28 protein-coding genes are annotated in these 23,237 nt (G+C 65.4%); 19 read left to right on the forward strand and 9 right to left on the reverse strand.

Annotation, left to right across the window (positions count from 1 at the left end; translation table 11 throughout):
* Positions 1–4: 4 nt before the first annotated feature.
* From GJ698_RS02965 to GJ698_RS02980, 4 genes are read left to right on the forward strand one after another with little or no spacing between them, the layout of a single operon-like run.
* Positions 5–1,021 (forward strand): N-acetyltransferase DgcN family protein, encoded by a 1,017-nt coding sequence (locus GJ698_RS02965; RefSeq protein WP_229259802.1) that lies wholly within the window; start codon positions 5–7, stop codon positions 1,019–1,021.
* On the forward strand, positions 1,018–2,586 hold the full coding sequence (locus GJ698_RS02970) for a serine hydrolase (RefSeq protein WP_154356074.1): 1,569 nt from the start codon (positions 1,018–1,020) through the stop codon (positions 2,584–2,586). Before GJ698_RS02965 ends, GJ698_RS02970 begins: the two co-directional genes overlap by 4 nt.
* The gene (locus tag GJ698_RS02975) at positions 2,583–3,785 is read left to right on the forward strand and encodes a dipeptidase (RefSeq protein ID WP_154356075.1); all 1,203 of its coding nucleotides are present in this window, start codon (positions 2,583–2,585) and stop codon (positions 3,783–3,785) included. Before GJ698_RS02970 ends, GJ698_RS02975 begins: the two co-directional genes overlap by 4 nt.
* A complete protein-coding gene (locus GJ698_RS02980; protein ID WP_154356076.1) occupies positions 3,785–4,015 on the forward strand; it encodes a type II toxin-antitoxin system TacA family antitoxin in 231 nt (76 codons plus the stop codon). Before GJ698_RS02975 ends, GJ698_RS02980 begins: the two co-directional genes overlap by 1 nt.
* Here the strand turns inward: GJ698_RS02980 and GJ698_RS02985 are convergent.
* Both GJ698_RS02985 and GJ698_RS02990 read right to left on the reverse strand, forming a co-directional pair.
* Positions 4,012–4,629: a PEP-CTERM sorting domain-containing protein gene (locus GJ698_RS02985; RefSeq protein ID WP_166454794.1), complete on the reverse strand. Its 618-nt coding sequence runs from the start codon at positions 4,627–4,629 to the stop codon at positions 4,012–4,014. The two genes, GJ698_RS02980 and GJ698_RS02985, sit on opposite strands and share 4 nt — an antisense overlap.
* An 85-nt stretch (positions 4,630–4,714) precedes the next feature.
* Complete coding sequence (locus GJ698_RS02990; protein ID WP_154356078.1) at positions 4,715–5,617, reverse strand: LysR family transcriptional regulator; 903 nt, start codon at positions 5,615–5,617, stop codon at positions 4,715–4,717.
* Positions 5,618–5,731: 114 nt separating this feature from the next.
* On the opposite strand from GJ698_RS02990, the gene GJ698_RS02995 reads away from it, so the two are divergent.
* Positions 5,732–6,496, forward strand: coding sequence for a glucose 1-dehydrogenase (locus GJ698_RS02995; protein ID WP_154356079.1), 765 nt, complete (start codon positions 5,732–5,734; stop codon positions 6,494–6,496).
* On the opposite strand, the gene GJ698_RS03000 is transcribed toward GJ698_RS02995, so the two are convergent.
* Together GJ698_RS03000 and GJ698_RS03005 are read right to left on the reverse strand one after the other, a co-directional pair.
* Entirely contained in the window at positions 6,486–6,800 is a 315-nt protein-coding gene (locus GJ698_RS03000) for a hypothetical protein (protein WP_154356080.1), read from the reverse strand. The genes GJ698_RS02995 and GJ698_RS03000 overlap by 11 nt on opposite strands.
* Before the next feature lie 2 nt (positions 6,801–6,802).
* Positions 6,803–7,534 carry an SDR family NAD(P)-dependent oxidoreductase gene (locus GJ698_RS03005; RefSeq protein ID WP_154356081.1) on the reverse strand — a complete coding sequence of 244 codons (732 nt, stop codon included), beginning with the start codon at positions 7,532–7,534 and terminating at the stop codon, positions 6,803–6,805.
* Positions 7,535–7,671: 137 nt separating this feature from the next.
* Between GJ698_RS03005 and GJ698_RS03010 the strand changes: the two genes are divergently transcribed.
* The 3 genes from GJ698_RS03010 (at position 7,672) to GJ698_RS03020 (ending at position 9,504) form a co-directional block, all read left to right on the forward strand.
* Positions 7,672–8,556 carry an AraC family transcriptional regulator gene (locus GJ698_RS03010; RefSeq protein ID WP_154356082.1) on the forward strand — a complete coding sequence of 295 codons (885 nt, stop codon included), beginning with the start codon at positions 7,672–7,674 and terminating at the stop codon, positions 8,554–8,556.
* 97 nt (positions 8,557–8,653) lie between these two features.
* Positions 8,654–8,854: a hypothetical protein gene (locus GJ698_RS03015; protein ID WP_154356083.1), complete on the forward strand. Its 201-nt coding sequence runs from the start codon at positions 8,654–8,656 to the stop codon at positions 8,852–8,854.
* Positions 8,854–9,504, forward strand: a complete 651-nt coding sequence (locus tag GJ698_RS03020) for a hypothetical protein (protein ID WP_154356084.1) — start codon at positions 8,854–8,856, stop codon at positions 9,502–9,504. Before GJ698_RS03015 ends, GJ698_RS03020 begins: the two co-directional genes overlap by 1 nt.
* Here the strand turns inward: GJ698_RS03020 and GJ698_RS03025 are convergent, their stop codons facing one another.
* Positions 9,505–10,572: an FUSC family protein gene (locus tag GJ698_RS03025; RefSeq protein WP_154356085.1), complete on the reverse strand. Its 1,068-nt coding sequence runs from the start codon at positions 10,570–10,572 to the stop codon at positions 9,505–9,507. It abuts the gene before it with no gap.
* Positions 10,573–10,688: 116 nt separating this feature from the next.
* Between GJ698_RS03025 and GJ698_RS03030 the strand changes: the two genes are divergently transcribed.
* Complete coding sequence (locus tag GJ698_RS03030; RefSeq protein WP_154356086.1) at positions 10,689–11,576, forward strand: LysR family transcriptional regulator; 888 nt, start codon at positions 10,689–10,691, stop codon at positions 11,574–11,576.
* Here GJ698_RS03030 and GJ698_RS03035 read toward each other — a convergent pair.
* A complete protein-coding gene (locus GJ698_RS03035; RefSeq protein WP_166454795.1) occupies positions 11,564–12,289 on the reverse strand; it encodes a substrate-binding periplasmic protein in 726 nt (241 codons plus the stop codon). The two genes, GJ698_RS03030 and GJ698_RS03035, sit on opposite strands and share 13 nt — an antisense overlap.
* 112 nt (positions 12,290–12,401) lie before the next feature.
* On the opposite strand from GJ698_RS03035, the gene GJ698_RS03040 reads away from it, so the two are divergent.
* From GJ698_RS03040 to GJ698_RS03050, 3 genes are all read left to right on the forward strand, one after another.
* Entirely contained in the window at positions 12,402–13,646 is a 1,245-nt protein-coding gene (locus tag GJ698_RS03040) for an aminotransferase class V-fold PLP-dependent enzyme (protein WP_154356088.1), read from the forward strand.
* Positions 13,647–13,906: 260 nt separating this feature from the next.
* Positions 13,907–14,740, forward strand: a complete 834-nt coding sequence (locus GJ698_RS03045) for an alpha/beta fold hydrolase (protein ID WP_208023769.1) — start codon at positions 13,907–13,909, stop codon at positions 14,738–14,740.
* 80 nt (positions 14,741–14,820) lie between these two features.
* Positions 14,821–15,792 (forward strand): quinone oxidoreductase family protein, encoded by a 972-nt coding sequence (locus GJ698_RS03050; RefSeq protein ID WP_154356089.1) that lies wholly within the window; start codon positions 14,821–14,823, stop codon positions 15,790–15,792.
* Here the strand turns inward: GJ698_RS03050 and GJ698_RS03055 are convergent.
* Complete coding sequence (locus GJ698_RS03055) at positions 15,789–16,880, reverse strand: NADH:flavin oxidoreductase (RefSeq protein WP_154356090.1); 1,092 nt, start codon at positions 16,878–16,880, stop codon at positions 15,789–15,791. The genes GJ698_RS03050 and GJ698_RS03055 overlap by 4 nt on opposite strands.
* 12 nt (positions 16,881–16,892) lie before the next feature.
* Positions 16,893–17,735, reverse strand: a complete 843-nt coding sequence (locus tag GJ698_RS03060; RefSeq protein WP_154356091.1) for an alpha/beta fold hydrolase — start codon at positions 17,733–17,735, stop codon at positions 16,893–16,895.
* A 156-nt stretch (positions 17,736–17,891) separates the two neighbouring features.
* Between GJ698_RS03060 and GJ698_RS03065 the strand changes: the two genes are divergently transcribed.
* Positions 17,892–18,548 carry an energy transducer TonB gene (locus GJ698_RS03065; RefSeq protein ID WP_154356092.1) on the forward strand — a complete coding sequence of 219 codons (657 nt, stop codon included), beginning with the start codon at positions 17,892–17,894 and terminating at the stop codon, positions 18,546–18,548.
* On the opposite strand, the gene GJ698_RS03070 is transcribed toward GJ698_RS03065, so the two are convergent.
* Complete coding sequence (locus GJ698_RS03070; RefSeq protein ID WP_154356093.1) at positions 18,549–18,959, reverse strand: response regulator; 411 nt, start codon at positions 18,957–18,959, stop codon at positions 18,549–18,551.
* A 195-nt stretch (positions 18,960–19,154) separates the two neighbouring features.
* Here GJ698_RS03070 and msrA point away from each other — a divergent pair, with 195 nt between their 5' ends.
* From msrA to GJ698_RS03100, 6 genes are all read left to right on the forward strand, one after another.
* On the forward strand, positions 19,155–19,661 hold the full coding sequence (msrA, locus tag GJ698_RS03075; RefSeq protein ID WP_154356094.1) for a peptide-methionine (S)-S-oxide reductase MsrA: 507 nt from the start codon (positions 19,155–19,157) through the stop codon (positions 19,659–19,661).
* A gap of 109 nt (positions 19,662–19,770) precedes the next feature.
* Complete coding sequence (locus tag GJ698_RS03080; RefSeq protein WP_154356095.1) at positions 19,771–20,169, forward strand: DUF1842 domain-containing protein; 399 nt, start codon at positions 19,771–19,773, stop codon at positions 20,167–20,169.
* 66 nt (positions 20,170–20,235) lie between these two features.
* Entirely contained in the window at positions 20,236–21,234 is a 999-nt protein-coding gene (locus GJ698_RS03085; protein ID WP_371865108.1) for a cupin-like domain-containing protein, read from the forward strand.
* 11 nt (positions 21,235–21,245) lie between these two features.
* A complete protein-coding gene (locus GJ698_RS03090) occupies positions 21,246–21,980 on the forward strand; it encodes a YoaK family protein (protein WP_154356096.1) in 735 nt (244 codons plus the stop codon).
* A 17-nt stretch (positions 21,981–21,997) separates the two neighbouring features.
* On the forward strand, positions 21,998–22,699 hold the full coding sequence (locus tag GJ698_RS03095; RefSeq protein ID WP_154356097.1) for a TetR/AcrR family transcriptional regulator: 702 nt from the start codon (positions 21,998–22,000) through the stop codon (positions 22,697–22,699).
* Complete coding sequence (locus GJ698_RS03100; RefSeq protein WP_154356098.1) at positions 22,699–23,184, forward strand: arsinothricin resistance N-acetyltransferase ArsN1 family B; 486 nt, start codon at positions 22,699–22,701, stop codon at positions 23,182–23,184. The genes GJ698_RS03095 and GJ698_RS03100 overlap by 1 nt, the downstream gene beginning before the upstream one ends.
* Positions 23,185–23,237 lie beyond the last annotated feature (53 nt).

The following is a 23,237-nucleotide window of genomic DNA, read 5'->3' on the forward strand; positions in this document are numbered from 1 at the left end:
GAATTTGGGACGCTACCTGCTGTTCCTGGCCGACACCGTGGAACCGGGCTACGCGAAAACCGCGTTCGGCCTGCGCGACTGGGCCGGCGAGCGCTGCGTCGGCGAGCTGGCCTTGCCGGCCGCGACCGTGACCACCGGCCTGCCGCGCCTGAGCGCACGCGAGGCGCGCAGCCAGGGCGCCGATGCGCTGGTGATCGGCGTCGCCGCGCCGGGCGGGCTGATTCCCGACAGCTGGGTGCCGGCGCTGGTCGAGGCACTGGAGGCGGGACTGGACATCGTCTCCGGCATGCACATCAAGCTGGCGCAGGTGGCGCCGTTGCGCGACGCCGCCGCCCGCTTCGGCCGGCGTCTGGTCGACCTGCGCACGCCGCCGCCGAATATCCCGGTCGCCAGCGGCGTCAAGCGCAGCGGCCGCCGGCTGCTGACGGTCGGCACCGACTGTGCGCTGGGCAAGAAGTACACGGCGCTGGCGCTGACCAAGGCGCTGCGCGCGCGCGGTGTCGACGCCGAGTTTCGCGCCAGCGGCCAGACCGGCATCCTGATCGCCGGCTCGGGGATGCCGATTGACGCGGTGGTGTCGGATTTCGTGGCCGGCGCGGCCGAGTTGCTCAGCCCGGCGGCGGCGGACGGGCATCTGGATGTGATCGAAGGCCAGGGTTCGCTGTTTCATCCGGCCTATGCGGGCGTGTCGCTGGGGCTGCTGCATGGCAGCCAGCCTGATATGTTCGTGGTGTGTCATGATCCATCGCGCCGCCACATACTCGGCTATCCGTCGGCGCCGCTGCCGTCGATTGAAGCGGTGATTGCGCAGACCGTGGCGCTGGGACGGGTGACCAATCCGGCCATCCGCTGCGTGGGCGTGGCGCTGAACACGTCCAGCCTCGATGAGGCTGCTGCGCAGGCGGAGATCGCCACGCTGTCCGCGCGCCTGGGACTGCCGGTGGCCGATCCCATGCGTGGCGGGGAGGCGTTCGAGCGCCTGGTGGATAATTGCAACGTGCCTGATCCGGAGAACACATGAACAAGCTTTCGCTGTTGTTATTGCTGGCGCTGGGTGCGCCGGCCTGGGCGTCACCGCCTTCCGCATTCGATGCCCGCGTCGAGCGTCTGCGCCAGCAGATCGGCGTGCCTGGCATGGCCATCGCCATCGTGGAGCAGGGCAAGACCACGCTGGCGCGCGGTTACGGCGTGCGCCAGCTGGGCGCCCCGGCGGCGGTCGATGCCGACACGCTGTTCCCGATCGGCTCGACCACCAAGGCCTTCACCACCGCCGCACTGGCCACGCTGGTGGACGCCGGCAAGATCGGCTGGGACGATCACGTGGTCGACCTGCTGCCCGGCTTCCAGATGTATGACGCCTGGGTGACGCGCGAGATGACGGTACGCGACCTGCTGGTGCATCGCGGCGGCCTGGGCTACGGCGCCGGCGATCTGCTGTTCGTTCCGCGCAGCAACCTGTCGCGCGCGGAAACGGTGAAGCGGCTGCGCTACCTGAAGCCGTCGAGCAGCTTCCGCAGCGAGTTTGCCTATTCGAATATTCCCTACGTGGTGGCGGGCCAGCTGATCGAAGCGGTCAGCGGCCAAACGTGGGAAGACTATGTGCGCGACCACGTGCTGCTGCCGGCCGGCATGACGGTCTCCACCACCGACAACGAACGCAACTTCGCCACCGCCGATCGTGCCTATCCACACGCACGCATGAACGGTGGCCTGCGCGGCGCCGGCGATCAGGAGCGATTGGACGAGCGCGACGATCTCGGCCGCAACGCGGCGCCGGCCGGCGGCATCGCCAGCAGCGCCAACGACCTGGCCAAATGGCTGCAAGTGCTGTTGGGCGAAGGACAGGCGCCGGGCGGCCAGCGCGTGTTCAGCGCGGCGGCGCGGGCGCAGTTGTGGAAGCCGACCATGACCATGCCTGCCGGCACCATGCCGGCCGAACTCAAGCCGCTGGAATCGCGCTTTTCCAACTACGGCCTCGGCTGGGACATCGTCGACTATCGCGGCCACCGCATCATCTGGCATGGCGGCGCGGTGCTGGGCTTCAAGACCGCGGTGGTGGTGCTGCCTGAGCAGAAGGTGGGCTTTGCCATCACCATCAACAGCGAGGACGGCGAGATCGTGCGCGGCCTGATGTATGAGTTGATCGATCACTACCTGGGCCTGCCGGCCAACGACTGGCCGGCCAAGTTCCGCCATTACCGCGACCAGCAGGTGGCGGAGGGCTTGCAGGTGCTGAAGGCGGCGCAGGCCACGCCGGCCAAGGTGGGGCCGTCGGTGGCGCCGGCCGCGCTGGCCGGCACCTACGCCGATCCGTGGTACGGCAAGATCGAAATCGCCAACACGCCAAGTGGCCTGACGATTGACTTCAAGACCGCGCCGCGCATGTCGGGCAAGCTGGAGCACTGGCAGTACGATACCTTCGTCACCCGCCTGACCGACAAGACCATCGAGCCGGCCTATGTTACCTTCGCGCTGGGCCCGGACGGCAAGGTCGCGCGCATCAGCATGCAGGCGGTATCGCCGATTGCCGACTTCAGCTGGGATTACAGGGACTTGAACTTCACGCCGGTCAAGGAGGCGAAATGAAGCGCCCGCTATCCTTGCTGGCCGCGCTGCTGGCGCTGGCCGGCTGCCAGAGCTCGCCGCAAAGCGATGCAACTGTCGACGCAACCCATCGCAAGCTGCTGACGCTGGATACGCACCTCGACACGCCGGTGTATTTCGGCCGCCAGGGCTGGAACTTCGGCGATCGCCACGACATGGTCACCGACATCGCGCAGCTGGATTTGCCGCGCATGGAGGACGGCAATCTGGACGGCGGCTTCTTCGCCATTTTCACGCCGCAGGGGCCGCTGACGCCGGCCGGTTATGCCGACGCCCTGCGCTGGGCGCAGGCACGCTCGACGCAGATCGACCAGACCATGACGCGTTACGCCAGCCGCATCGGCGCCGCCCGCAGCGCGGACGATGCGGAGGCGCTGACGCGCCAGGGCAAGCTGGTCGCCTACAAGAGCATCGAGAACAGTTATCCGCTGGGCGAAAGCATCAAGCTGCTGGCGGATTTCCAGCGCCAGGGCGTCCGGCTGGTGGGGGTGGTGCATACCCAGAACAACCAGTTCGCCGACTCGGCCACCGACAAGCCGCGCTGGAACGGCCTGAGTCCGCTCGGCCGCGAATGGGTGGCGGAGATGAACCGGCTGGGCATGGTGATCGACGCCAGCCACGCCTCCGATGCGGTGTTCGATCAATTGCTGGAACAGTCCACCACGCCGATCCTGCTGTCGCACTCGGGATCGCGCGCGATGTTCGACCACCCGCGCAACCTGGACGACGGCCGCCTGCGCAAGCTCGCCGCCGCCGGCGGTGCAATGTGCTTCACCACCATCTACCTCGGACCGGTGCAAATGGGCGAGGAGCGTTCGGCGCTGTTCGACAAGGTCGAGCACATCTCCGAGCTGACGCCGGCGGAGCAGGCGGACCTGATCGCCCGCTGGCATGCGCTGGACGCCACCACGCCGTTGTGGACAAGCAACTTCGAGCAATACATGGCCGCGCTGCTGCACGTGATCAAGGTGGCCGGGGTTGAGCACGTCTGCTTCGGCGCCGACTTCGACGGTGGCGGCGGCATCACCGGTCTGGACCACATCGGCGCACTGCCGCGCATCACCGGGCGGCTGAAGGCGGCCGGCTATTCCGATGACGACTTGCAGAAAATGTGGAGCGGCAACGTGCTGCGCATCCTGCGCGAAGCCGAGCGGCGCCGCGCCAGCAAGGGCGATACGTGATGGCCACCATGACCAAGACGGGCAGGATTTCCGTCAAAGTCCCGCCAGCCGCAACGGAAACGCTCAGCAAGGCAGCCGCGCTGTCCGGCACGACGCTGGACGGTTTCCTGATGCGTGCCGCGCTGAAGGAGGCGCGCCGCATCATCGAAGACGAGTCGTCACGCCACCCCGATGATCCGGCGCTGCTGCAGAATTTCTCGATCAGCCGTATGGGACCACGCCGCCGTTAAGCCTTGCGCGTACGTCGACGGGCAACCATGCCAAGCATGCCCAGGCCGGCGGCCAGCATGGCGTAGGTATTGGCTTCCGGCACGGAGCTGACGGTGATGTTGGTATCCGGGGCGAAGTCGGCCAAGCGGCCGAGGCCGGTTACGCGGCTGTCGATCGACCACACGGTCCAGGTGTAGTTCTTGAACGCCAGTCCGTTGGACGGCAGCAGCGAGGCCGACACGGTGGAGAAGATTTCGTTGCCGACGATGTGCGTGCTGACGGCGTTGGCGCCGATGCTGCCGGTGCCATCCGAACGCAGGATGACGGTGGTGTTGAACGTCACGCCAGGCAGGCCGACGGAGGCGAAGGGCGCGTTGCTGGAGCCGCCCACATCCAGCCCGAACACATACGCGGCGCCGGCGACGCCGGCAATCGGACCCGCCGAGGTGGTACGGAAGATGAATTCGTTGGTGCCGGCGTTGTAGCCGACATCGGCTGACAGCACGTCGAACGCGGCGTTCTGGCTGCCGGTGTAGACGGAGAGGAAGTCGTTGGCGGCGTCGGTGACGGCGTAGGCATTGGCGGCGGCGGCAAGGCCGGCGACGGTAAGCGCTTTCAGGAGCAGTTTTTTCATGTCAGTTATCCGGATGTGGTTATGGGAAGCGGGCCTGGGCACGCAAGCCGTATATTCCTGATAACTTTGAAATGGTTCAAAAATTTTAACGAATCTGCGGCTGGTAGCGCAGCGCATCCACTACCAATGAGAAAGCCGGCGAGGCCTGCCGGCGGCTCGGGTAGTAGAGGTGATAGCCGGGGAAGGGCTGGCACCAGTCGTCCAGCACCTGCTCCAGCGTGCCGTCCGCCAAGTGTTGTTGCACCATGTCTTCCGGCACGTAGGCGAGGCCGCTGCCGTCCAGCGCCGCCGTCAGCATCTGCGGCGTGGTGTTGAAAATCATCTGGCCGCTGACTTGCACCTGCATAGGCTGCCCATCCTTCTCGAACTCCCAGGCATACAGGCCGCCGTAGGTCGGCAGGCGCAGGTTGGCGCAGTTGTGGCTGGTGAGGTCTTGCGGCACCAGCGGTTTGCCTTTTGCGGCGAAGTAGGCGGGCGCGCCGACCACGATCATGCGCATGTCCGGCGCGATGCGCACGGCGATCATGTCCTTGGCCACGCGGTCGCCCAGGCGCACGCCGGCATCGCAGCGTTCGGCAACAATGTCGATCATGCCGTAGCTGATCGAGATTTCCACCTTCAGTTCAGGGTACTCCGGCAGCAGCTTGGCCAGCTTCGGCCACAGGATGGTGCTGGCCGCATGGTCGTGCGCGCTGATGCGCACGGTGCCGGACGGTTTGTCGCGCAGCGCCGTCAGCGCTTCCAGCTCCGCATGGATGCCTTCATAGTAGGGGCCGATGTTGGCCAGCAGCCGCTCGCCGGCCTCGGTGGGCGACACGCCGCGCGTGGTGCGCGTCAGCAGGCGTATGCCGAGTTTCTCCTCCAGCCCCCGTATCGTGTGACTCAACGCGGATTGTGATACGCCCAGTTGCGCCGCCGCGCGCGTAAAGCTGCGTTCGCGCGCAACGGCGAGGAAGGCAGACAGATTGTTGAGGTCTATACGGGCCATATATGAATCCGGTGCATATCAGTTTGCGAAGATTACCATCTATTCGCATGAATGCCGCTTCGGTACATTGCTTCCTGTGCTGTTCTCACTCAATTCTGCTGAAGGAAGTCCCTCATGAAATTCTCTTTTGAAAACCAGGTTGCGCTGGTTACGGGCGCTGCGTCCGGTCTCGGCCTGGCCGCCGCGAAGGCGTTTGCGCGGGCCGGCGCCTCGGTGGTGCTGGCCGACTGGCACGAAGACACGCTGGCCGCCGCCACTGCGGAAGTGGCCGCGCTGGGCGGCCAGACGCTGGCCATCCGTTGCGACGTCGCGGATGATGCGCAGGTGGAAGCCATGGTCGCGCAGACTGTAGCCACCTTCGGCAGGCTGGACTTTGCCTACAACAACGCCGGCGTGCAGAACGTGCTGGCCGACACCGCCGACGCGCCGCGCGACGACTACGACCGCGTCATGTCGATCAATCTGCGCGGCGTGTGGAGCAGCATGAAGTTCGAGTTGCAGCAGATGCGCAAGCAGGGCAGCGGCGCCATCGTCAACTGTTCGTCGCTGGGTGGTCTGGTGGGCGGCGCCGAGCGTGGCACCTATCACGCGGCCAAGCATGGCGTGCTCGGTTTGACCAAAAGCGCGGCGCTGGAGTACGCGGCGCGCGGCGTCCGCATCAACGCCGTCTGCCCTGGCTTGATCTGGACCGCGATGTCCGACCAGATGATCGCCGCCGGCCAGGGCGAGGCGCTGGAAGGCCTGCTGAAAAGCGTGCCGATGGGCCGCTACGGCCGCGCCGAGGAAATCGCCAACGTGGTGCTGTTCCTGTGCAGCGACGCCGCCAGCTTCGTCACCGGGCAGTCGATTTCCGTGGATGGTGGTTTCATCATGCGCTGAGCGGTAGCCGATGCCGGCAGGTGTTCACCGACCAGTTCACCGTGGCCTGGTCGATCGCCGCGTGCACCGGCGAGCCGGCCAGTTCGGTGACGACGCCTCGGGCGGCGCGTTCGCCATCCTTGGCGGACTGCCACAGCAGCATATCGGTCACCAGGCCATCCGTGCCCTGGCACATGCGGCGCAGGATGAAGCCTGTTTGGCGTTGCAGCCACTCGTCTACGTCGGCGTTGGCGGCGATGAAGTCTTTCATCGTCACACCGTCGATCAGGTAAAAGGTGGTGATTTCCATTGCTTCGGTGGCCATGGTCAGATGCGGTAGCCGCCGGCTACTTCGATGGTTTGAGCGTTGATCCAGCCGCCGTCTTCGGTCAGCAGCGTGGCGATCACGCGCGCCACTTCCTCCGGTTCGCCGACGCGGCCGAGCGCGGTCTGGCCGGCCAGCAGGGTTTCGAATTCATCATTCAATCCTCCGCCGAGTTCGGTGCGGATCGCGCCGGGCGAGACGGCATTGACGCGGATGCGTTGTTCGCCGAATTCCTTGGCCATGTAGCGCGTCAGCACTTCCAGGCCACCCTTGAAAGCGGCGTAGGGCGCCACGCCGGCCGTCGCCACGCGCGTTGTGGCGCTGGTCAGGTTGACGATGCTGGCGCCCGGCGTCATCAGCGGCAGCAGCTCTTGTGTGAGGAAGAACGGGCCTTTCAGGTGCACGTTCATCAGACCATCGAATTCGGCTTCGGTGACATTGGCAATCGGGTTGAACAAGCCATAGCCGGCGTTGTTCACCAGGCCGCTGAGTTGATCGTTGCCCAGGGTGCGTTCGACGTCGCTGCGAAAGCCGGCGAAGCTGTGCGTGTCGCCGACGTCGAGTTGCAGCGCGGCGGCCCTGCCGCCGATGGCGATGATCTGGCGGACCACCTCGTCCGCCTTGGCCGCCTGGTTGTTGTAGGTGAGGATGACGCCCAGTCCGCGCCGCGCGCATTCCAGTGCGGTGCTGGCGCCGATGCCGCGGCTGCCGCCAGTGATGATGACCCTGTTCATGTGTGACTCCGATGTGCGTTGAAAGAGCCTCCATGGTAGTCATCCATGCCGGTACGGGCGCGTCGTTTCATGGCGCAATCCTGCCTATTTCTGCTTTTGTGTTGCGACGAGGCCTGGAGCCGGGGTTTAATGCATGCATGGAGAAACAGTTAAAAGAACTGCGCATGCTGGCGGCGCATGCCGAGAACCGGCGCACCGAGACCGGCATTCCGCGTGTCGCGATGGTGCAGGGCGCGATTCCGGAGCATCAGCTGGCCGCTGTCTACGATCCGATGATTAATCTGATACTACAAGGCGGAAAGTCGATGACGGTGGGCGGCAGGACGCTGCATTTCGATCCGGCGACGTATTTCGTCATGTCGGTGGGATTGCCTGCGGCTGGCGCGGTCCACGCTGCAGCCAGCGGCGAGCCCTATCTTGCCGTCAGCCTGACGCTGGAAGCCGGAAGGATTGCGAACCTGCTGGGCGACCTGCCTGATACTGCAAAGCGGCTCAACAAGGAGGAGTCGGCGTTTTCAGTCGCAGCGGTCACGCCGGAGTTGCTGGATGCGTGGCTGCGCATGCTGCGCCTGATGCGGCAACCGGACGACATCCCCGCGCTGGCGCCGGTCTACGAGCGCGAGATTCTCTACCGCGTGTTGCAAGGCCCGATGGGATGGATGCTGCGCGATATCGCCCTGCCGGATTCCGCCCTGGCGCGCGTCAACCAGACCATCCAGCAGATCCGGCGCGACTATGCGTTGCCGCTGCGCGTGGACGATCTGGCCGACAGCGCGGCGATGAGCGTATCGGCCTTCCACCGCCATTTCAAGTCGGTAACGGCACTCAGTCCGCTGCAATACCAGAAGCAGATTCGCCTGCTCAGCGCGCGCAGCTTGCTGGTGGCGGCCGGCTACAGCGTCACCGCCGCCGCGCACGAGGTCGGCTATCAAAGCCCCACCCAGTTCAGCCGCGAATACACCCGCGAATTCGGCCAGGTGCCGGCACGCGACGCCAAGCGCATCGTCAACACTATGCGTTGAGTGGTCGTGACGTCGACTGATCCGATTGATCTGCCTCAAACCTCTCGCTTTGCCAGCGGCGCAGCATAGGACTCTTGCAGAGGATTGGAGGTGTGACATGACCAAGGTAAATGAAAAAGGCGCGGGACGATCGGCCCGCATCGGTCAATTTTCAGCCAGCCAACAAGCGAGGATGCAATCAGCATCAACCGCCACGCGGGTAGTGAAGCCTGCACCTGCCACCGGTTCCTTCAGCCGCGCAGAGGCACGCCTGGCGGTAATGTCCATCATGAACAAAAATGACAACAAGAGACCTTAATGGCACACAACGACGTCTTCATCAATTGCCCGTTTGATGCCGAATTTAGCAGCCTGCGCAACGCCATCGTTTTTGCTATCTACGATTGCGGCTTTCGTCCACGCTGCGCGCTTGAGTCCGCCAACGGCCATGACTACCGGTTTGAGAAGATCAAGAAATTGATCGAGGAAGCCAGGTTTGGCATACACGACATCTCGCGCACCGAACTGGATATGGTGAACAACCTGCCGCGTTTTAATATGCCGCTTGAACTTGGTTTGTTCATCGGTGCGATGTCCTATGGCCCACGGCGCGTGAAGGACAAGAGCTTGCTGATCCTGGACAAGGAACAGTATCGGTATCAAAAATATATATCGGACATTGCCGGCCAGGATATCCGCTCGCACAATAATTCCGAGCGGATGGTGATCAAATGCGTGCGCGACTGGCTGCATAGCGAATTGAAGGGAGCCTCGCCGTTGCCGGGCGGCGCCTACATCGCGGACCGGTATGAGCAATTCAAGGCGGAGCTGCCAGCGTTGTGCATGAAGGTGCGGTGCCAGCCGCACGAGTTGACGTTTATAGACTATAGCAATCTGGCTTCGGCGTGGGCTGCAACGCATCAGTTGAATATCCCTGGCCCGGACGAGGCCCAACCGAAAGCGGCGTAATCAGTTGACCTGCTTTCTACGCAGGCGCTCCGTCAGTGGCCACAGGATCAGCGTCGCCGCCACGGCGATGGCGCTGCCCAGCAGGTTGTTTTCCAGCCGCGCCAGCACGTAGTTGTATTCGTCGATGACCGGCATCGCGTAGTCAGCCACCAGCACGAAGGATGGCGTCAGGAAGGCGACGAAGACGCCGTAGCCCAGCGGCCGCAAGGCCATCGTCAAACCGATCAGCGGGAATACCGCCACGGCAATCGCCAGCGGCGACTGCGCCAGTCCGCTGATGGCGACGGCGATGATGGTGCCCACCACGGTGCCCAGCGCGCGTTCCACGCTGCGCGGCCAGGTGCCGGCGGCGGACGGTTGCAACACCAGCAGCACCGCCATGGTGGCCCAGTAGCCGTACGGCAGGTGCAGCAGGTGCACGGTCAGGTAGGCCACGGTGGTGGCGATGCCGAGGCGCAGCGCGAAATGTGCGCCGTCGCTCGACAGCGAGGCGTGATCGCGCAGCGTCTTCGCCGCCTCGTGCAGCGTTCGCACCAGCGCCTGCTGCCAGGTGGTGCTGTGCTGTTCGCGTTCGAACGGGCGGATCTGCCAGATCAACATGCTCAGCGCCGTGGCGAACAGGCAGCCGAACAGGTACACGCCCAGATAGGCCATGCCGCCGGCGCCGCCGTGCCATGGCCGGTCCACCATCACCACGCAGGCGGTGGCGGCCAGGATCGCCACCTGATACGCCTTGGCGCCCCAGATGCGCGTCAGGCCGGCCGCCGTCACCGCAACCAAAATCGCCAGCGCGCCGCTGGCGATGCCGAAGCTGGCCGCGTACGTCGTCAGGCCGCCGGCCAGCGTCGACAGCCCGGCGAAGGACAGCATCGACGCCAGCCGGTTGCGCGCCGTGTCCGACGCGGTGGCCAGCGAGGTCCAGAAGGCGCCAATCGCGGCCCAGGCGAAATCCGGCGCGTGCAGCGCGCAGCCCAACAGCAGCATGATGGCGGAGGCCGAGGCCGCGCGCATCCCTTCCAGCAGGTTGGCCTTGTCGGTGGCGTGGGCGAGGAGCGATTTGAGCATCATGCTGTACAGCTTAAGAGACTGCCGGCCGCGAATCCAATATTTCGTGGTAGTCTCTTCAAGACGAAAAAGATATCGATACGCGTTTCCATCGCGTATTTTGAAATGAAAGGACCAGCATGGAATTTCGCCAGCTACGCTACTTCCTGGCCGTGGCCGAGCATCTGCACTTCACCGTGGCGGCGGAGCGGCTGGGGATTGCGCAGCCGCCGCTGAGCCAGCAGATCATCAAGCTGGAACGGGAGATCGGCACCAAGCTGTTCATCCGCCATCCGCGCCGGGTGGAGCTGACCGAGGCTGGCGCCATCTTCAAGGAGCGCGCGCAGCGCGTGCTGGAAGACGCCAACGACGCGCTGGAACACGTGAAGATGGCGGCGCGCGGCGAGAGCGGCCAGCTGACCATTGGCTTTGCCGGTTCCACCGTGTTCCATCCGACCGTGGCGCGCCTGCTGCGCAGCTTCCGCGAGCGCTATCCCGGCGTGAAGATCCGCACCGAGGAAAGCAACAGCGCCGCGCTGCTGGGCAAGATGGCCGACGCCGAGGTCGATTGCGCCATGATCCGCCTGCCGCTCGATTGCGGCGACCTGACCGTCACGCCGCTGGTGCAGGAAAAGATGATCGCGGTGCTGCCGAGCGGCCATGCCATGGGCCGCCGCCGCAGCGTCGACCTGAAGCAGCTGGCCGCCGACCCCTTCATCCTGTACCCGCGCGCCATCAATCCCGAGCTGTACGACGCCATCATCAGCGCCTGCCGCGCGGTGGGCTTTTCGCCGAAGATTGAAATGGAGTCGCCGCAGATTTCGTCCGGCGTAAACATGGTGGCGGCCGGCTTCGGCGTGGCCATCATTCCGGAATCGATCGGGCAGTTCCGCTCGGAGGGCGTCACCTACCAGGACATCAGCAACAAGGATCTGGGCACGGCGATCGCGCTGATTACGCGGCCGCGCGACAAGTCGGTCACGGTGAAGAATTTCACCGAATTGGTCAGGCAGTTTTACCGGCGCTGAGACGGCCGTTTCAGCAGCGTATCCATCACGTGCTTCTGGCGCAGCTGCTTGCAGGCGTTTTGCAGCGCCGCCGTCGCGCCCGCGCCGACCGAGGCATCGGCGTACAGGCCGATCCTGCCGCGCGCCAGCACGTAGCGCTGGCTGACGGCGCCACCGGATCTGGACAGCGCGTATTCGATGCTGTCGCCCACGCCTATCATGGCGTCGAAGCGCCCGGCCAGCAGCATGCGCACGCCTTGCTCGTAGCTGTCGAAGGCGTGCTTGCGGATCGATTGGTCGGCTTCCAGCTCGGGACTGTAGGTGGCGTGGCGCAGGTGGCCGACGGTTTTGCCATGCAGGTCGTTCAGGCGTTCGTAGCGGAACTTGTCGCGGCCCACGATCATGATCTCGACCGTGCCCACGTGCTCGATCGCCGTGCCGCCCGTTGGGCTGATGTCGATCGACAGCATCAGGTCCGAGCCGCCGCTGCGCAACATGTAAGGCGCGCGGCCGTACGGCACCGGAATGGGCGTGATCGGCAAGCCGCTCAACTGCGCCATCTGGGCGGTCAGGTCGATCAGTGCGCCGAACGGCTGGCCGTGCGCATCAATGCCGGCCCACGGCATCAGGTTCACGGTGGTCAGGCGCAGCGGCTGGCGCGGCGCCGCGGCCACGGATAGCAAGGGCAGGGCGCCGATCGTGGCCAGCGCCCGGCGGCGTGTGACTACCGTCATGCAACGCTCCTTGAATGAGTTTCCGTCACGCATTATGCACCGATCACGCAAACGGCGTTTGGCGACCACTTCAATCTATACTGGAACGCGATATCAACTTCTGGAGGCGGGGATGGATCGATTTCAAGCGAGCCGGCGCAGGCTGTTGGGCGCCACGGCGCTGGCGGCGTCGGGCGTGACATATGCGGCGCCATCGTCGGAGGCGGACTGGGACGCCATCGCCCAGAGCTACGATATCGCTAGTGACATCACCAATCTGGAAAACGCCTACTACGGCATCATGGCGCGGCCGGTGCTGGAAGACTTCAAGCGCAATATCGATTACCTGAACCGCTACAACTCCTTTCACCTGCGGCGCGAGTTCGACCGCGCCGGCATGGAGCAGCTGCGCGCCCTGCTGGCGGCGCACACCGGCGTGGCGGCGGAAGAACTGGCCATCACGCGCGGCGCCACCGAATCGCTGCAAAACCTGATCTGCAATTACCGCCTGCTCAAGCGCGGCGACACCCTCATGTACGCCGACCTCGATTACGACGCCATGCAGTACGCCATGAACGACCTGGCCGGGCGCAGCGGCGCCAAGGTGGCGCTGGTGCGGATACCGGAACCGGTCAACCGCCAGGCCGCCATCGACGTCTACGAAAAGGCGCTGCGCCAGAATCCGCGCACGCGCCTGCTGCTGCTCACCCACATCAACCACCGCACTGGCTTTGTGCTGCCGGTGAAGGAGATCATCCAGCTCGCCAAGTCGCGCGGCGTCGATGTGATCCTGGACGTGGCGCAGTCGTGGGGGCAGCTGGACTACAAGCTGCCGGATCTGGGCGCGGATTTCATCGGCGCCAATCTGCACAAGTGGGTCGGTGCCCCTTTAGGTACGGGCTTCCTGTACATCCGCAAGGAGCGGCTGGCGGACATCGGCGTCGAACGCGGCGACGAGGATTATGCCGTCACAGACACCCGCTCGCGGGTGCATTCGGGCACCTTCAACGCCGCTGCCCTGATGACGGTGCCGGCCGCCCTCAAGCTGCACGACGAGATCGGCGTCGCCAACCGCGGCCGCCGCCTGCGCGCACTGCGCGACTACTGGGTGCGCCAGCTGCGCGGCCACGACGGCGTGCAGATCCTGACGCCGGACGACGCCGGCAGCTACGGCGCCGTCACCTCGTTCCGCCTGCGCGGTCACACCACGTTCGAGCAGAACACGGCGCTGGTGAACCGGCTGGTGGAGCAATACCGGATCTTCACGGTGGCGCGCAAGGGGCCGGTGGGCGGCGCCTGCATCCGCGTCACGCCCGGCCTGTTCACCCGCACCGCCGACCTGGACAAGCTGGTGGCCGCGATACGCGCAATTGCGTAGCTAGAGGTACAAGATTGCCTACCTTTAGGCGGGTTACCAAGGGCGCTGATTTGGGTTTCAATGTGGGTTGGGCGAGCCATCATCGATCACAAACCAACAGGGAGTATCAAGTGAATTCCGACAAGACCACATCCGACGTCAGCGCTTCCCGCCGTTCGGCCATCGTCGGCGGCCTGGGCGCAGTAGCCGCCGCCGCCGCGGGCATGCCTGCGCTTGCAGCTGGCGCATCTTCCACCTCACAACACCAAGGAGCTTTCAATATGGACAGCGGTTTCGTTACAGTCAAAGACGGTACGCAGATTTTCTACAAGGACTGGGGTCCGAAAGACGGTCCGGTGGTCTGGTTCCACCACGGTTGGCCGCTGACTTCCGATGACTGGGACGCGCAGATGATGTTCTTCCTGCAGCACGGCTACCGCGTCATCGCCCACGACCGTCGCGGTCACGGCCGTTCGACCCAGACCGACACCGGCAACGATATGGACACCTACAGCGCCGACGTGGCCGCCGTGGTCGCCGCGCTGAAAATCAAGAAAGCCATCCACGTCGGTCACTCGACCGGCGGCGGTGAAGTGGCCCGCTACGTGCGCCAGCACGGCAAGGGCCTGGTCACCAAGGCGGTGCTGGTCAGCGCCGTGCCACCGATCATGGTGCAGTCGGCCGCCAATCCGGACGGCGTGCCGCTGAAAGTGTTCGACGACATCCGCCAGGGCACCGCCTTCAAGCGTCCGCAGTTCTACATGGACCTGACCGTGCCGTTCTACGGCTTCAACCGTCCGGGCGCGAAAGTGTCGGAAGCGATCCGCCAGAACTGGTGGCGCCAGGGCATGATGGGCGGCGTCAAGGCTGCTTACGATTGCATCTTCCAGTTCGCCCAGGTGGACTTCAGCGACGACCTGCGCGCGCTGGACATCCCGGTGCTGGTGCTGCACGGTGAAGACGACCAGATCGTACCGTTCGGCAACAGCGGCGCGAAATCGGTCAAGCTGCTGAAACACGGCAAACTGATCTCCTACCCAGGCTTCCCGCACGGCATGCCGACCACCCACGCCGACGTGATCAACGCCGACCTGCTGGCCTTCTTCAAGTCCTAAGCAAAAAAGTAGCACGACGATTTCGTCGTGCTACACTTTCACTTTTCTGGACTGATTAGTCCAAATATGAAAGGTGAACGATGAAAGCAGTTGTGTATAACCGCCTGGGCGGTCCGGAGGTGCTGGAATATATCGAACGTCCGGCGCCGGCCGTGGCGCCCGGCCAGGTGCTGGTGCGGGTTAGCGTGGCCGGGGTGAACTTCATGGATGTCGGCGTGCGCCAGGGCCTGGCGTGGAACGACCTGCCTTTCCCGCGCGGCATGGGCGTGGAAGGCGCCGGTCGCGTGGTCGAGGTGGGCGAGGGCGTCAGCGGTTTCGCGCCGGGCGACCGCGTGGCCTGGGTATATGCGCCGGGCAGCTACGCCGAGATGGCGGTGGTTCCGGCCGACGCGCTGGTCCCCATTCCGGACAGCACCGACGACCGCACCGCCGCGGCGATCATGATGCAGGGCCTGACCGCCAGCCACTTCGCCACCGACTTCTATCCGGTGCAGCCGGGCGACGTCGCGCTGGTGCATGCGGCGGCCGGTGGCGTGGGGCTGTTGCTGACGCAGATCATCAAGCATCGCGGCGGCCGCGTGATCGGGCGCGTGTCGTCTGCCGGCAAGGTGGCGGCGGCCAAGGAAGCCGGCGCCGACGAGGTGATTGTCGATGCCGACGGCGACTTCGCGCAGGAAGTGCTGCGCCTCACCGGCGGCGAAGGCGTGCATGTGGTGTACGACGGCTCCGGCCCGGCGACGTTCCAGGGATCGCTCGATTCCCTCCGCCGCTGCGGTACCTTCTGCTGGTATGGCCCGGTGCTGGGTGGCCCGGAGCATCTGAACATCATGAGCCTGCCGAAGAGCATCAAGCTTGGCTACGGCGTCTACCGCGACCACATCGCCACGCCGGCACTGCTGCGCGAACGCGCGGCGCAGCTGTTCGACTGGGTAAAGGACGGCGTGCTGAAAGTGCGCATCGGCGCGGAATACCCGCTGGCCGATGCGGCGCAGGCGCACATCGCGATGGCCGGCCGCGCCAGCATCGGCAAGCTGCTGCTGATTCCCGCTTAAACCAGCGTTTGCATGGCCGCACGGTCGAAGGGATGCAGTTCCTGCAGGCGGCCATCGCGTACCTTGGCTGCCCACTGCGGATCGGACAGCAGGGCGCGGCCGATGGCGATCAGGTCGAACTCGCCTTCCTCCATGCGGTGCAGCAGCTTGTCAAGGCTGTCGGTGCCGGCGCCTTGCGAGGTGCCGCGCAGCTGCGCCATGAAGTCGGCGCCGCTCAGGCCGACCGAGCCGACCGAGATCGCCGGCAGGCCGGTCAGCTTGCGCGCCCAGCCGGCGAGATTCAGCGTCGAACCGGCAAACTCCGGTTCCCAGTAGCGCCGCGTCGAGGCATGGAAGATGTCGACGCCGGCATCGGCCAATGGCGTCAGCAGCTGTTCCAGTTCGGCCGGCGTGTTGGCCAGGCGCGCCTCGTAATCCTGCGACTTCCATTGCGAAAAGCGGAAGATCACCGGGAACTCCGGCCCCACCGCCTTGCGCACGGCGCGCACGACTTCGCTTGCAAAGCGGGTACGCGCGGCCAGGTCGCCGCCGTAGGCGTCGCTGCGGCGGTTGGTGCGCTCCCACAGGAACTGGTCGATCAGGTAGCCGTGGGCGCCGTGCAGCTCCACCGCGTCAAAGCCCAGCTGCTGCGCGTTGGCGGCGGCCATGGCGAAGGCGGCAACGGTGAAAGCGATGTCCGCCTCGCCCATGGCGTGCTGGTCGGCGTCGCTGGCCGACGGCCCTTCCGACGGCGCCTCGGGCTGCGGGCCGCTGCCGGCGCGCCGCGCCAGGCCGTGGTGCCACAGCTGCGGCGCGATCTTGCCGCCGGCGGCGTGCACCGCGTCGACCACCTGCTTCCAGCCGGCCAGGCTGGCCGGTGCGTGGAAATTCGGGATGGCTTCGTTATCCGACGCCGCCGGACGGTTGATAGTCGTGCCTTCGGTGACGATCAGGCCGACGCCGCCTTCGGCGCGGCGCTGGTAGTAGCGCGCCACATTGGCGTCGGGAACGCCGCCGGGGCTGGCACGGCGCGTCATCGGCGCCATGACGATGCGGTTGGGAAGCGTCAGCTTGGGCGTGCGGAATTCTTCGAACAGGATGGAGGACATGATGGCGGCCGCTTATTTGGCGAGGAACAGGTGGGCGTGGGCGACGAATTCCGCGTTGTGCTGGAAGATGGCGCCGTGGCCGGAATCCGGATACAGGATCAGGGTGGCGTTGGGCATGGTCTGCTGCATGATGAAGGAGTTAATGCTCGGCACCATCACGTCGTTGTGGCCGTTGGCGATCAGGACCGGCTGGCTGATCGCCTTCAGCTGCGCGTAGCGGTTGGTCGCCGGCACCGCGCCCCAGGCGCCGATGGCGGCGGCCTGCGCGGCCATCGCTTCCATCGACGATGGCGTGTCGGCATCCTGGCGCTGATGGCGGCGTTCCCAGAAGGCGCGGCCGGCGGCCTGGCTGCTGGCGGTCGGCTCGAAGAACAGATAGAGGAAATTGTCTGCCGTCGGCACTTCCTGGATCGCGTGGCGCGTCACTTCCGGCATGTATTCCGCCATGCCTTCGCCGCCCTGCGGGCCGGTGCCAGCCAGGATCAGGCGCCGCACCATGCCGGGGCGATCGGTGGCCACCTGCTGCGCCACGAAGCCGCCCAGCGAGAAGCCCAGGATGTCGACCTTGTCCAGCCCCAGCGCCAGCAGGAAGGTGACGACGTGCCGGGCCATGCCGGCAACGGTGTCGGCCGGCTTGCCGCCCGAGCTGGCCACGCCGGCATTGTTGAACAGGATCACGGGATGATGCTGCGCGATGCCGTCGACCACGAGCGGGTCCCAGTTGTCCATGCCGGCGCGGAAGTGCGAAAGAAACAGCACCGGCGTGCCGCTGGTGGCGCCGAAGCGGCGGTAGGCGTAGCGGACACCGTCGGCTTCGATGAATTGGGTGGGGGCGGAGTTGTGCGTGTAGTTCATGAGTTCACTTTCTTGGTTATTAATTACGATCGTAATTTAACCTAGTCTAGGAAGGCCGGACCGGGGCGTCAATACTGGTTGCGCAACCCTTGGTCTGTGCTCCCCGCAGGTGGGGCGAACTGTGCTGTTGGCGGATAAGCACGCTATGATCGCGGCATGAATATGAAAATTTCTGGCATTGCCGCAGTCATCGCGGTGTTAGCGGCGATCAATTTTGTCGGCCGCTCCGGGCAATCCGCGCCGCGTGGCGCCCCCTTCAAGGACCTTGTCAGCGCGGCCAGCTGCGCGCAGCCGCAGTGGCCGGCCGAGGCGCGCCGCTATGAAATCGAAGGCAAGACCACGCTGCAGTTTGAAATCGGCCAGGACGGCAAGGTGCTGCGTCCCGCCGTCACCCGGGGCAGCGGCTGGCGCATCCTGGACGAGGCGGCATTGGCCGGCATCGCCCAATGCGTGTTCCGCCCCAATCTGGAGGCGGCGCGCGCTGGCCAGGTGTTTCCGTTGCAATATGTGTGGAAGTTAAGCGGCGCGCCGGCCGAGCGGCCGCTGCTGGTGACGGGCAGCTGCCAGCCGTCGGCGCGGTTTGGCGCGTTCCGCGAAGCCGATCCGCATCCGAGCGGGGCGGACGGCATCCTGCTGCGCTTCCTGGTGAACGCCGAGGGCGCGCCGGTGCGCATCGTGGCCGAGCCGGATGGACAGCCGCCGGCGCTGGCCGACGAGGCGGTGGCGTATCTGCAAAGCTGCCGCTTCGCCTACGACAGCAAGCACACGGGCGAACGCACCGATACCGGCTTCGGCCGCGTGCTGCTCAAGTAGTCAGGCGGCGTTGACCGCCGACTGCCGTTCGCGCTTGGTGAGCGCGGTGCGCAGGGCGGAGAGGATGCGGTCCAGGTTGGCCGGCTTGATCACGTGCTCGTCAAAGCCGGTGGCGATCACCCGCTGGCGGGTGACGACGTCGCCCCAGGCGGTGAACGCAATCAGCGCGACGTGGTCGAAATCCGGGACGGCGCGCAGCGCGGCCGCCACCTGGTAGCCGTCCATGCCGGGCATGCCCAGATCGAGCAGGATGGCGTGGGGTTCGAAGGTGCGTACCGCCTCAAGGCCGGTCATGCCGCTGTAGGCGACGGCGGTACGGTAGCCGTGCAGTTCCAATAGTTCAGCCGAGATGTCGGCTGCTTCGCTGTTGTCGTCGACGACTAAGATACGTTGGGGTGTGGTCTGGTCCATGATAGTGAACGAAAAAGAAACGTTGCGTTCGGCTGGGTCCAGGCCGGGGGAAGGGAAGACGCGACAGGGATAGGTCACGCAGCACAGAATCTGGCTTTCCTGCTGTCAATTATAGTTGGAATTTGATTTCTTGCTTGAAGAAATGTGGGGCTGTCTCCATTTTGAGGTAGAACGTTAATCGAAAGGAATCGAATTATGACGACGACCAGCACGGAAAAGGCCATTCTGGCCGGAGGATGCTTCTGGGGCATGCAAGACCTGATCCGCAAGATTCCGGGCGTCACCAGCACGCGCGTCGGTTACAGCGGCGGCGATGTGCCGAACGCCACCTACCGCAACCACGGCAGCCACGCCGAGGCGATTGAAATCACCTTCGACCCGTCGGTGTTGAGCTACCGCAAGATCCTGGAATTCTTCTTCCAGATTCATGATCCGAGCACCCGCAACCGCCAGGGCAACGACATCGGTACGAGTTATCGTTCCGCCATCTTTTATGCTGGTGATGCACAAAAGGCAACGGCGGAAGACACCATCGCCGACGTCGACGCTTCCGGCCTGTGGCCGGGCAAAGTGGTGACCGAACTGGCGCCGGCAGGGCCGTTCTGGGAGGCCGAGCCGGAGCACCAGGACTACCTGGAGCGCCTGCCGAACGGCTACACCTGCCATTACATCCGTCCTGGCTGGGTTTTGCCCAAGCGGTAAAAGTTGTTGAAAAACAGCGGCTTACGAACCTGAAGGTATTCGGAAGGTAAATTCGCCGCGGCAGGCCTAGAGTGCAGACCGTGTTTCACGTCTTCATTTTAGGAATGCCATGAGTCAATTATTTGCCGCCGTTTATGAAGTCCACAGTGCCGCCACCGGCCGTCCCTCGCTGCGCCTGAACCTGGTGGTCAATCGCGAGAATGACAGCGTGGTCGGCACCGCCATCCTGCAAACCATCCTCGGCGACATCCACGAAATCTCGGTGCGCGGCCACCACCTCGAAATCGACACCGGCGAACCGCTGCAAGCCATCGTGCTGGCCGGCACGCCGTCGATCTTCGCTGTCCTGGACGAAGAGCCGACCGCGTTCCAGATGCTGCTGGTCCTGCCGACCGCCTGGAAGGATGGCCAGGCCTGCTACAAGATGACTTTTGGCAAACTTTTCCCGCGCCTGATCGACGTCCGCGACGGCGTGGCGCGCGCGGTGTTGCCTGAAGCCACGTATTGATCACTTACCAATCCGCACTGTTCTTGTACACTGGTGGCTTGATCATCAAGCTACAGGTGGGATGCGGTGTCGCAGACAGAAGTCAATGATTCGTGGCGCGGCTGGATCGCCGAGAACCTGATTCTCGGCGGCCATCCGGCGCAGCTGGCCGGCATCATGGTCCAGTCCGGCATCGCCGAACCGGCGGCGCGGGCGGAAGTGGAGGCGGCGCTGCGCAGTCCCTATCTGCGCGGCGTCGCGCGCCTGCACAACCGGCTGGCCAAGCGCGACTGGGTGCTGGGCATCCAGTCGCGCCTGAACCAGCTGGCGCCGGCCGAGGTGCCGCGCCGCGCGCGCCTGGCGGGCGACGATTTCCTGCACCAGTACTATCGCCGCAACCAGCCGGTGATCATCACCGGCATGCTGGACGACAGCCCGGCGCCCACCAGGTGGACATTCGACTACCTGGCCGCGCAGCTGGGCGAGCGCGAGGTCGAGGTGCAGTTCGGCCGCAACGCCGATCCGGACTACGAGATGAACAGCCAGTCGCACAAGCGACGCATGCCGTTCGGCGAGTACGTGGCGCTGGTGCGCGATGCCGGCGTCACCAACGACTTCTACATGACCGCGAATAACGACGGCCACAATCGCGCCGCCCTGCAGGAGCTGATGCGCGACCTGCCGCCGCTGGACGCGTACCTGCAAGCCGGCAGCAGCGGCTTTTTCTGGTTTGGCCCGGCCGGCACGGTGACGCCGTTCCACCACGACCTGACCAACAACTTCATGATCCAGGTGGCCGGCCGCAAGCGGGTGCGCCTGGTGGCGCCGTGCGACACGCCGCGCATGTACAACCAGCGCCACTGCTTCTCGCCGGTCGACGGCCGCCACATCGACCTGCAGCGCTTTCCGCTGATGGCCGGCGTGGCCGTCATCGACTGCGTGCTGGAGCCGGGCGAGATCCTGTTCCTGCCGGTCGGCTGGTGGCATTTCGTCGAGGCGCTGGACGTCACCATCACGGTGTCGACCACCCATTTCAAGTGGGATAACGACTTCTACAGCCACTACCCCGCCAACCAGGATTTCTGAGGAGGTCCGCCATGCCCATGCACTACCTGCGCACCTACGCCAGTCCGCAGCGCACCGACATCAGCAACCGCCGCCTTGGCCGTTCGCTGGCCTTCGTGGCCGGCGCCGTCAACGCCGGCGGTTTTTTCGCGGTGGGCGAATACACCTCGCACATGTCGGGCGTGGTGTCGGCGCTGGCTGACAACCTGGCGCTGGGCGACACGGCGCTGCTGCTGGCGGGGCTGGCGTCGCTGTCGGCCTTCTTCCTCGGCGCCGCCACCTCGGCGATCCTCATCAACTGGGGCCGGCGTCGTTCGGCGCACAGCCGCTATGCGCTGCCGTTGCTGCTGGAGGCGGCGCTGCTGCTGGCTTTCGGGCTGCTGGGCGCGCGGCTGGCGGCGCACGGCCACATCGCCGCCACCGTGGCGCTGCTGTGCTTTGTGATGGGACTGCAGAACGCCATCGTCACCAAGGCCTCGCGCGCGGAAATCCGCACCACCCATGTGACCGGGCTGGTGACCGACATCGGCATCGAACTGGGCAAGCTGTTTTACTGGAACCGCGACGCCGGCGCCGGCCGCGTGACAGCCGACCACCAGCGGCTGGCGCTGCTCGGCTCGCTGCTGGCGATGTTCCTGGCCGGCGGCGTGGCCGGCGCCTTCGGCTTCAAATACCTCGGCTTTGTCACCACCGTGCCGCTGGCGTTGGCGCTGCTGTTGCTGGCCATCGTGCCGCTGCTGGATGATATCCGGGACCGCCGGCGGTGATGATTTATACTTGACGCATGAATGAAATCGCCGCTACTCCCGAAAAAACCCACCAGAAGCGCGTCGGCATCGAGCGGCGCGAGCGTACCAGGGCGCTGCTGATCCGCAGCGCCATCGGCGTGTTCGCGCGCCTCGGTCCGGACGCGCCGGTGGTCGACGACTTTATCGCCGCCGCGGGCGTCGCGCGCGGCACCTTCTACAACTACTTCAAGACCACCCACGAACTGCTGGCGGCGGTGACCGAAGAGCTGAACGAAGAGGTGCTGGGCATGGTCGATCCGCAGGTGCTGCGCTACGCCGATCCGGCCGCGCGCTTCTGCGTCGGCACCCGGCTGTACGTGCATTTCGCGCTGCGCTATCCGGTGTGGGGCGCCTTCCTCACGCGCATCGGCCCGGCGCACGCGGTGCGCGGCCGCCGCATGGACCGCTACCTGCTGCGCGACCTGGAACTGGGCCTGGCAAGCGGCCGCCTGCGCGCCGGCAGCGCGCCGGTGGTGCGCGACATGATACTCGGCTCGGTGTTCTACGGCATCGAGACCATGCTGGCGCAGGGCGACGGCGGCGGCCTGCATCACGTCGAGGCCATGCTGGCCATCATCCTGCACGGCATCGGCCTGCCGGACGACGAGGCCAGGGCCATCGCCACCATGCCGCTGCCGGACCTCGGCCCGGTGTCGTCGCCGGTGTTCGCCACGCTGAAGACGGCGCAGGACAACTGATGATACGCGCCGCCACGCCGGATGACGCCAGCGCCATCGCCGCCATCTACAACCATTACATCGCCACCACCACCATCAGCTTCGAGGAGCGCGCGGTGACGGCGCAGGAGATGGCGCAGCGCATCGGCGACGTCACCGCCACGCTGCCATGGCTGGTGCACGAGGCGCAGGGCCGCATCATCGGCTACGCCTACGCCACCAAGTGGCGCGTGCGCAGCGCCTACCGCTTCTCGGCCGAGACCAGCGTCTACGTCGAGCAGGGGCAGGGCGGCCGGGGCATCGGCAGCGCCTTGTACCGCGAACTGCTGGCGGAACTGCGCCGGCGCGAGATCCACATGGCGATCGGCGGCATCGCCCAGCCCAATCCGGCCAGCGTGGCGCTGCACGAAAGCCTGGGCTTCGTCAAGGTCGCCCATTTCAGGGAAGTCGGGCGCAAGTTCGACCGCTGGATCGATGTCGGCTACTGGGAATTGCCGCTGTCCTGATCTGTGCGGCAGCCGGCGGCGGAACTTGATATGATGCAGGCCTGATAACTTAG

The sequence above is a fragment of the Duganella aquatilis genome (assembly GCF_009674565.1).
Taxonomy (GTDB): domain Bacteria; phylum Pseudomonadota; class Gammaproteobacteria; order Burkholderiales; family Burkholderiaceae_D; genus Rugamonas; species Rugamonas aquatilis.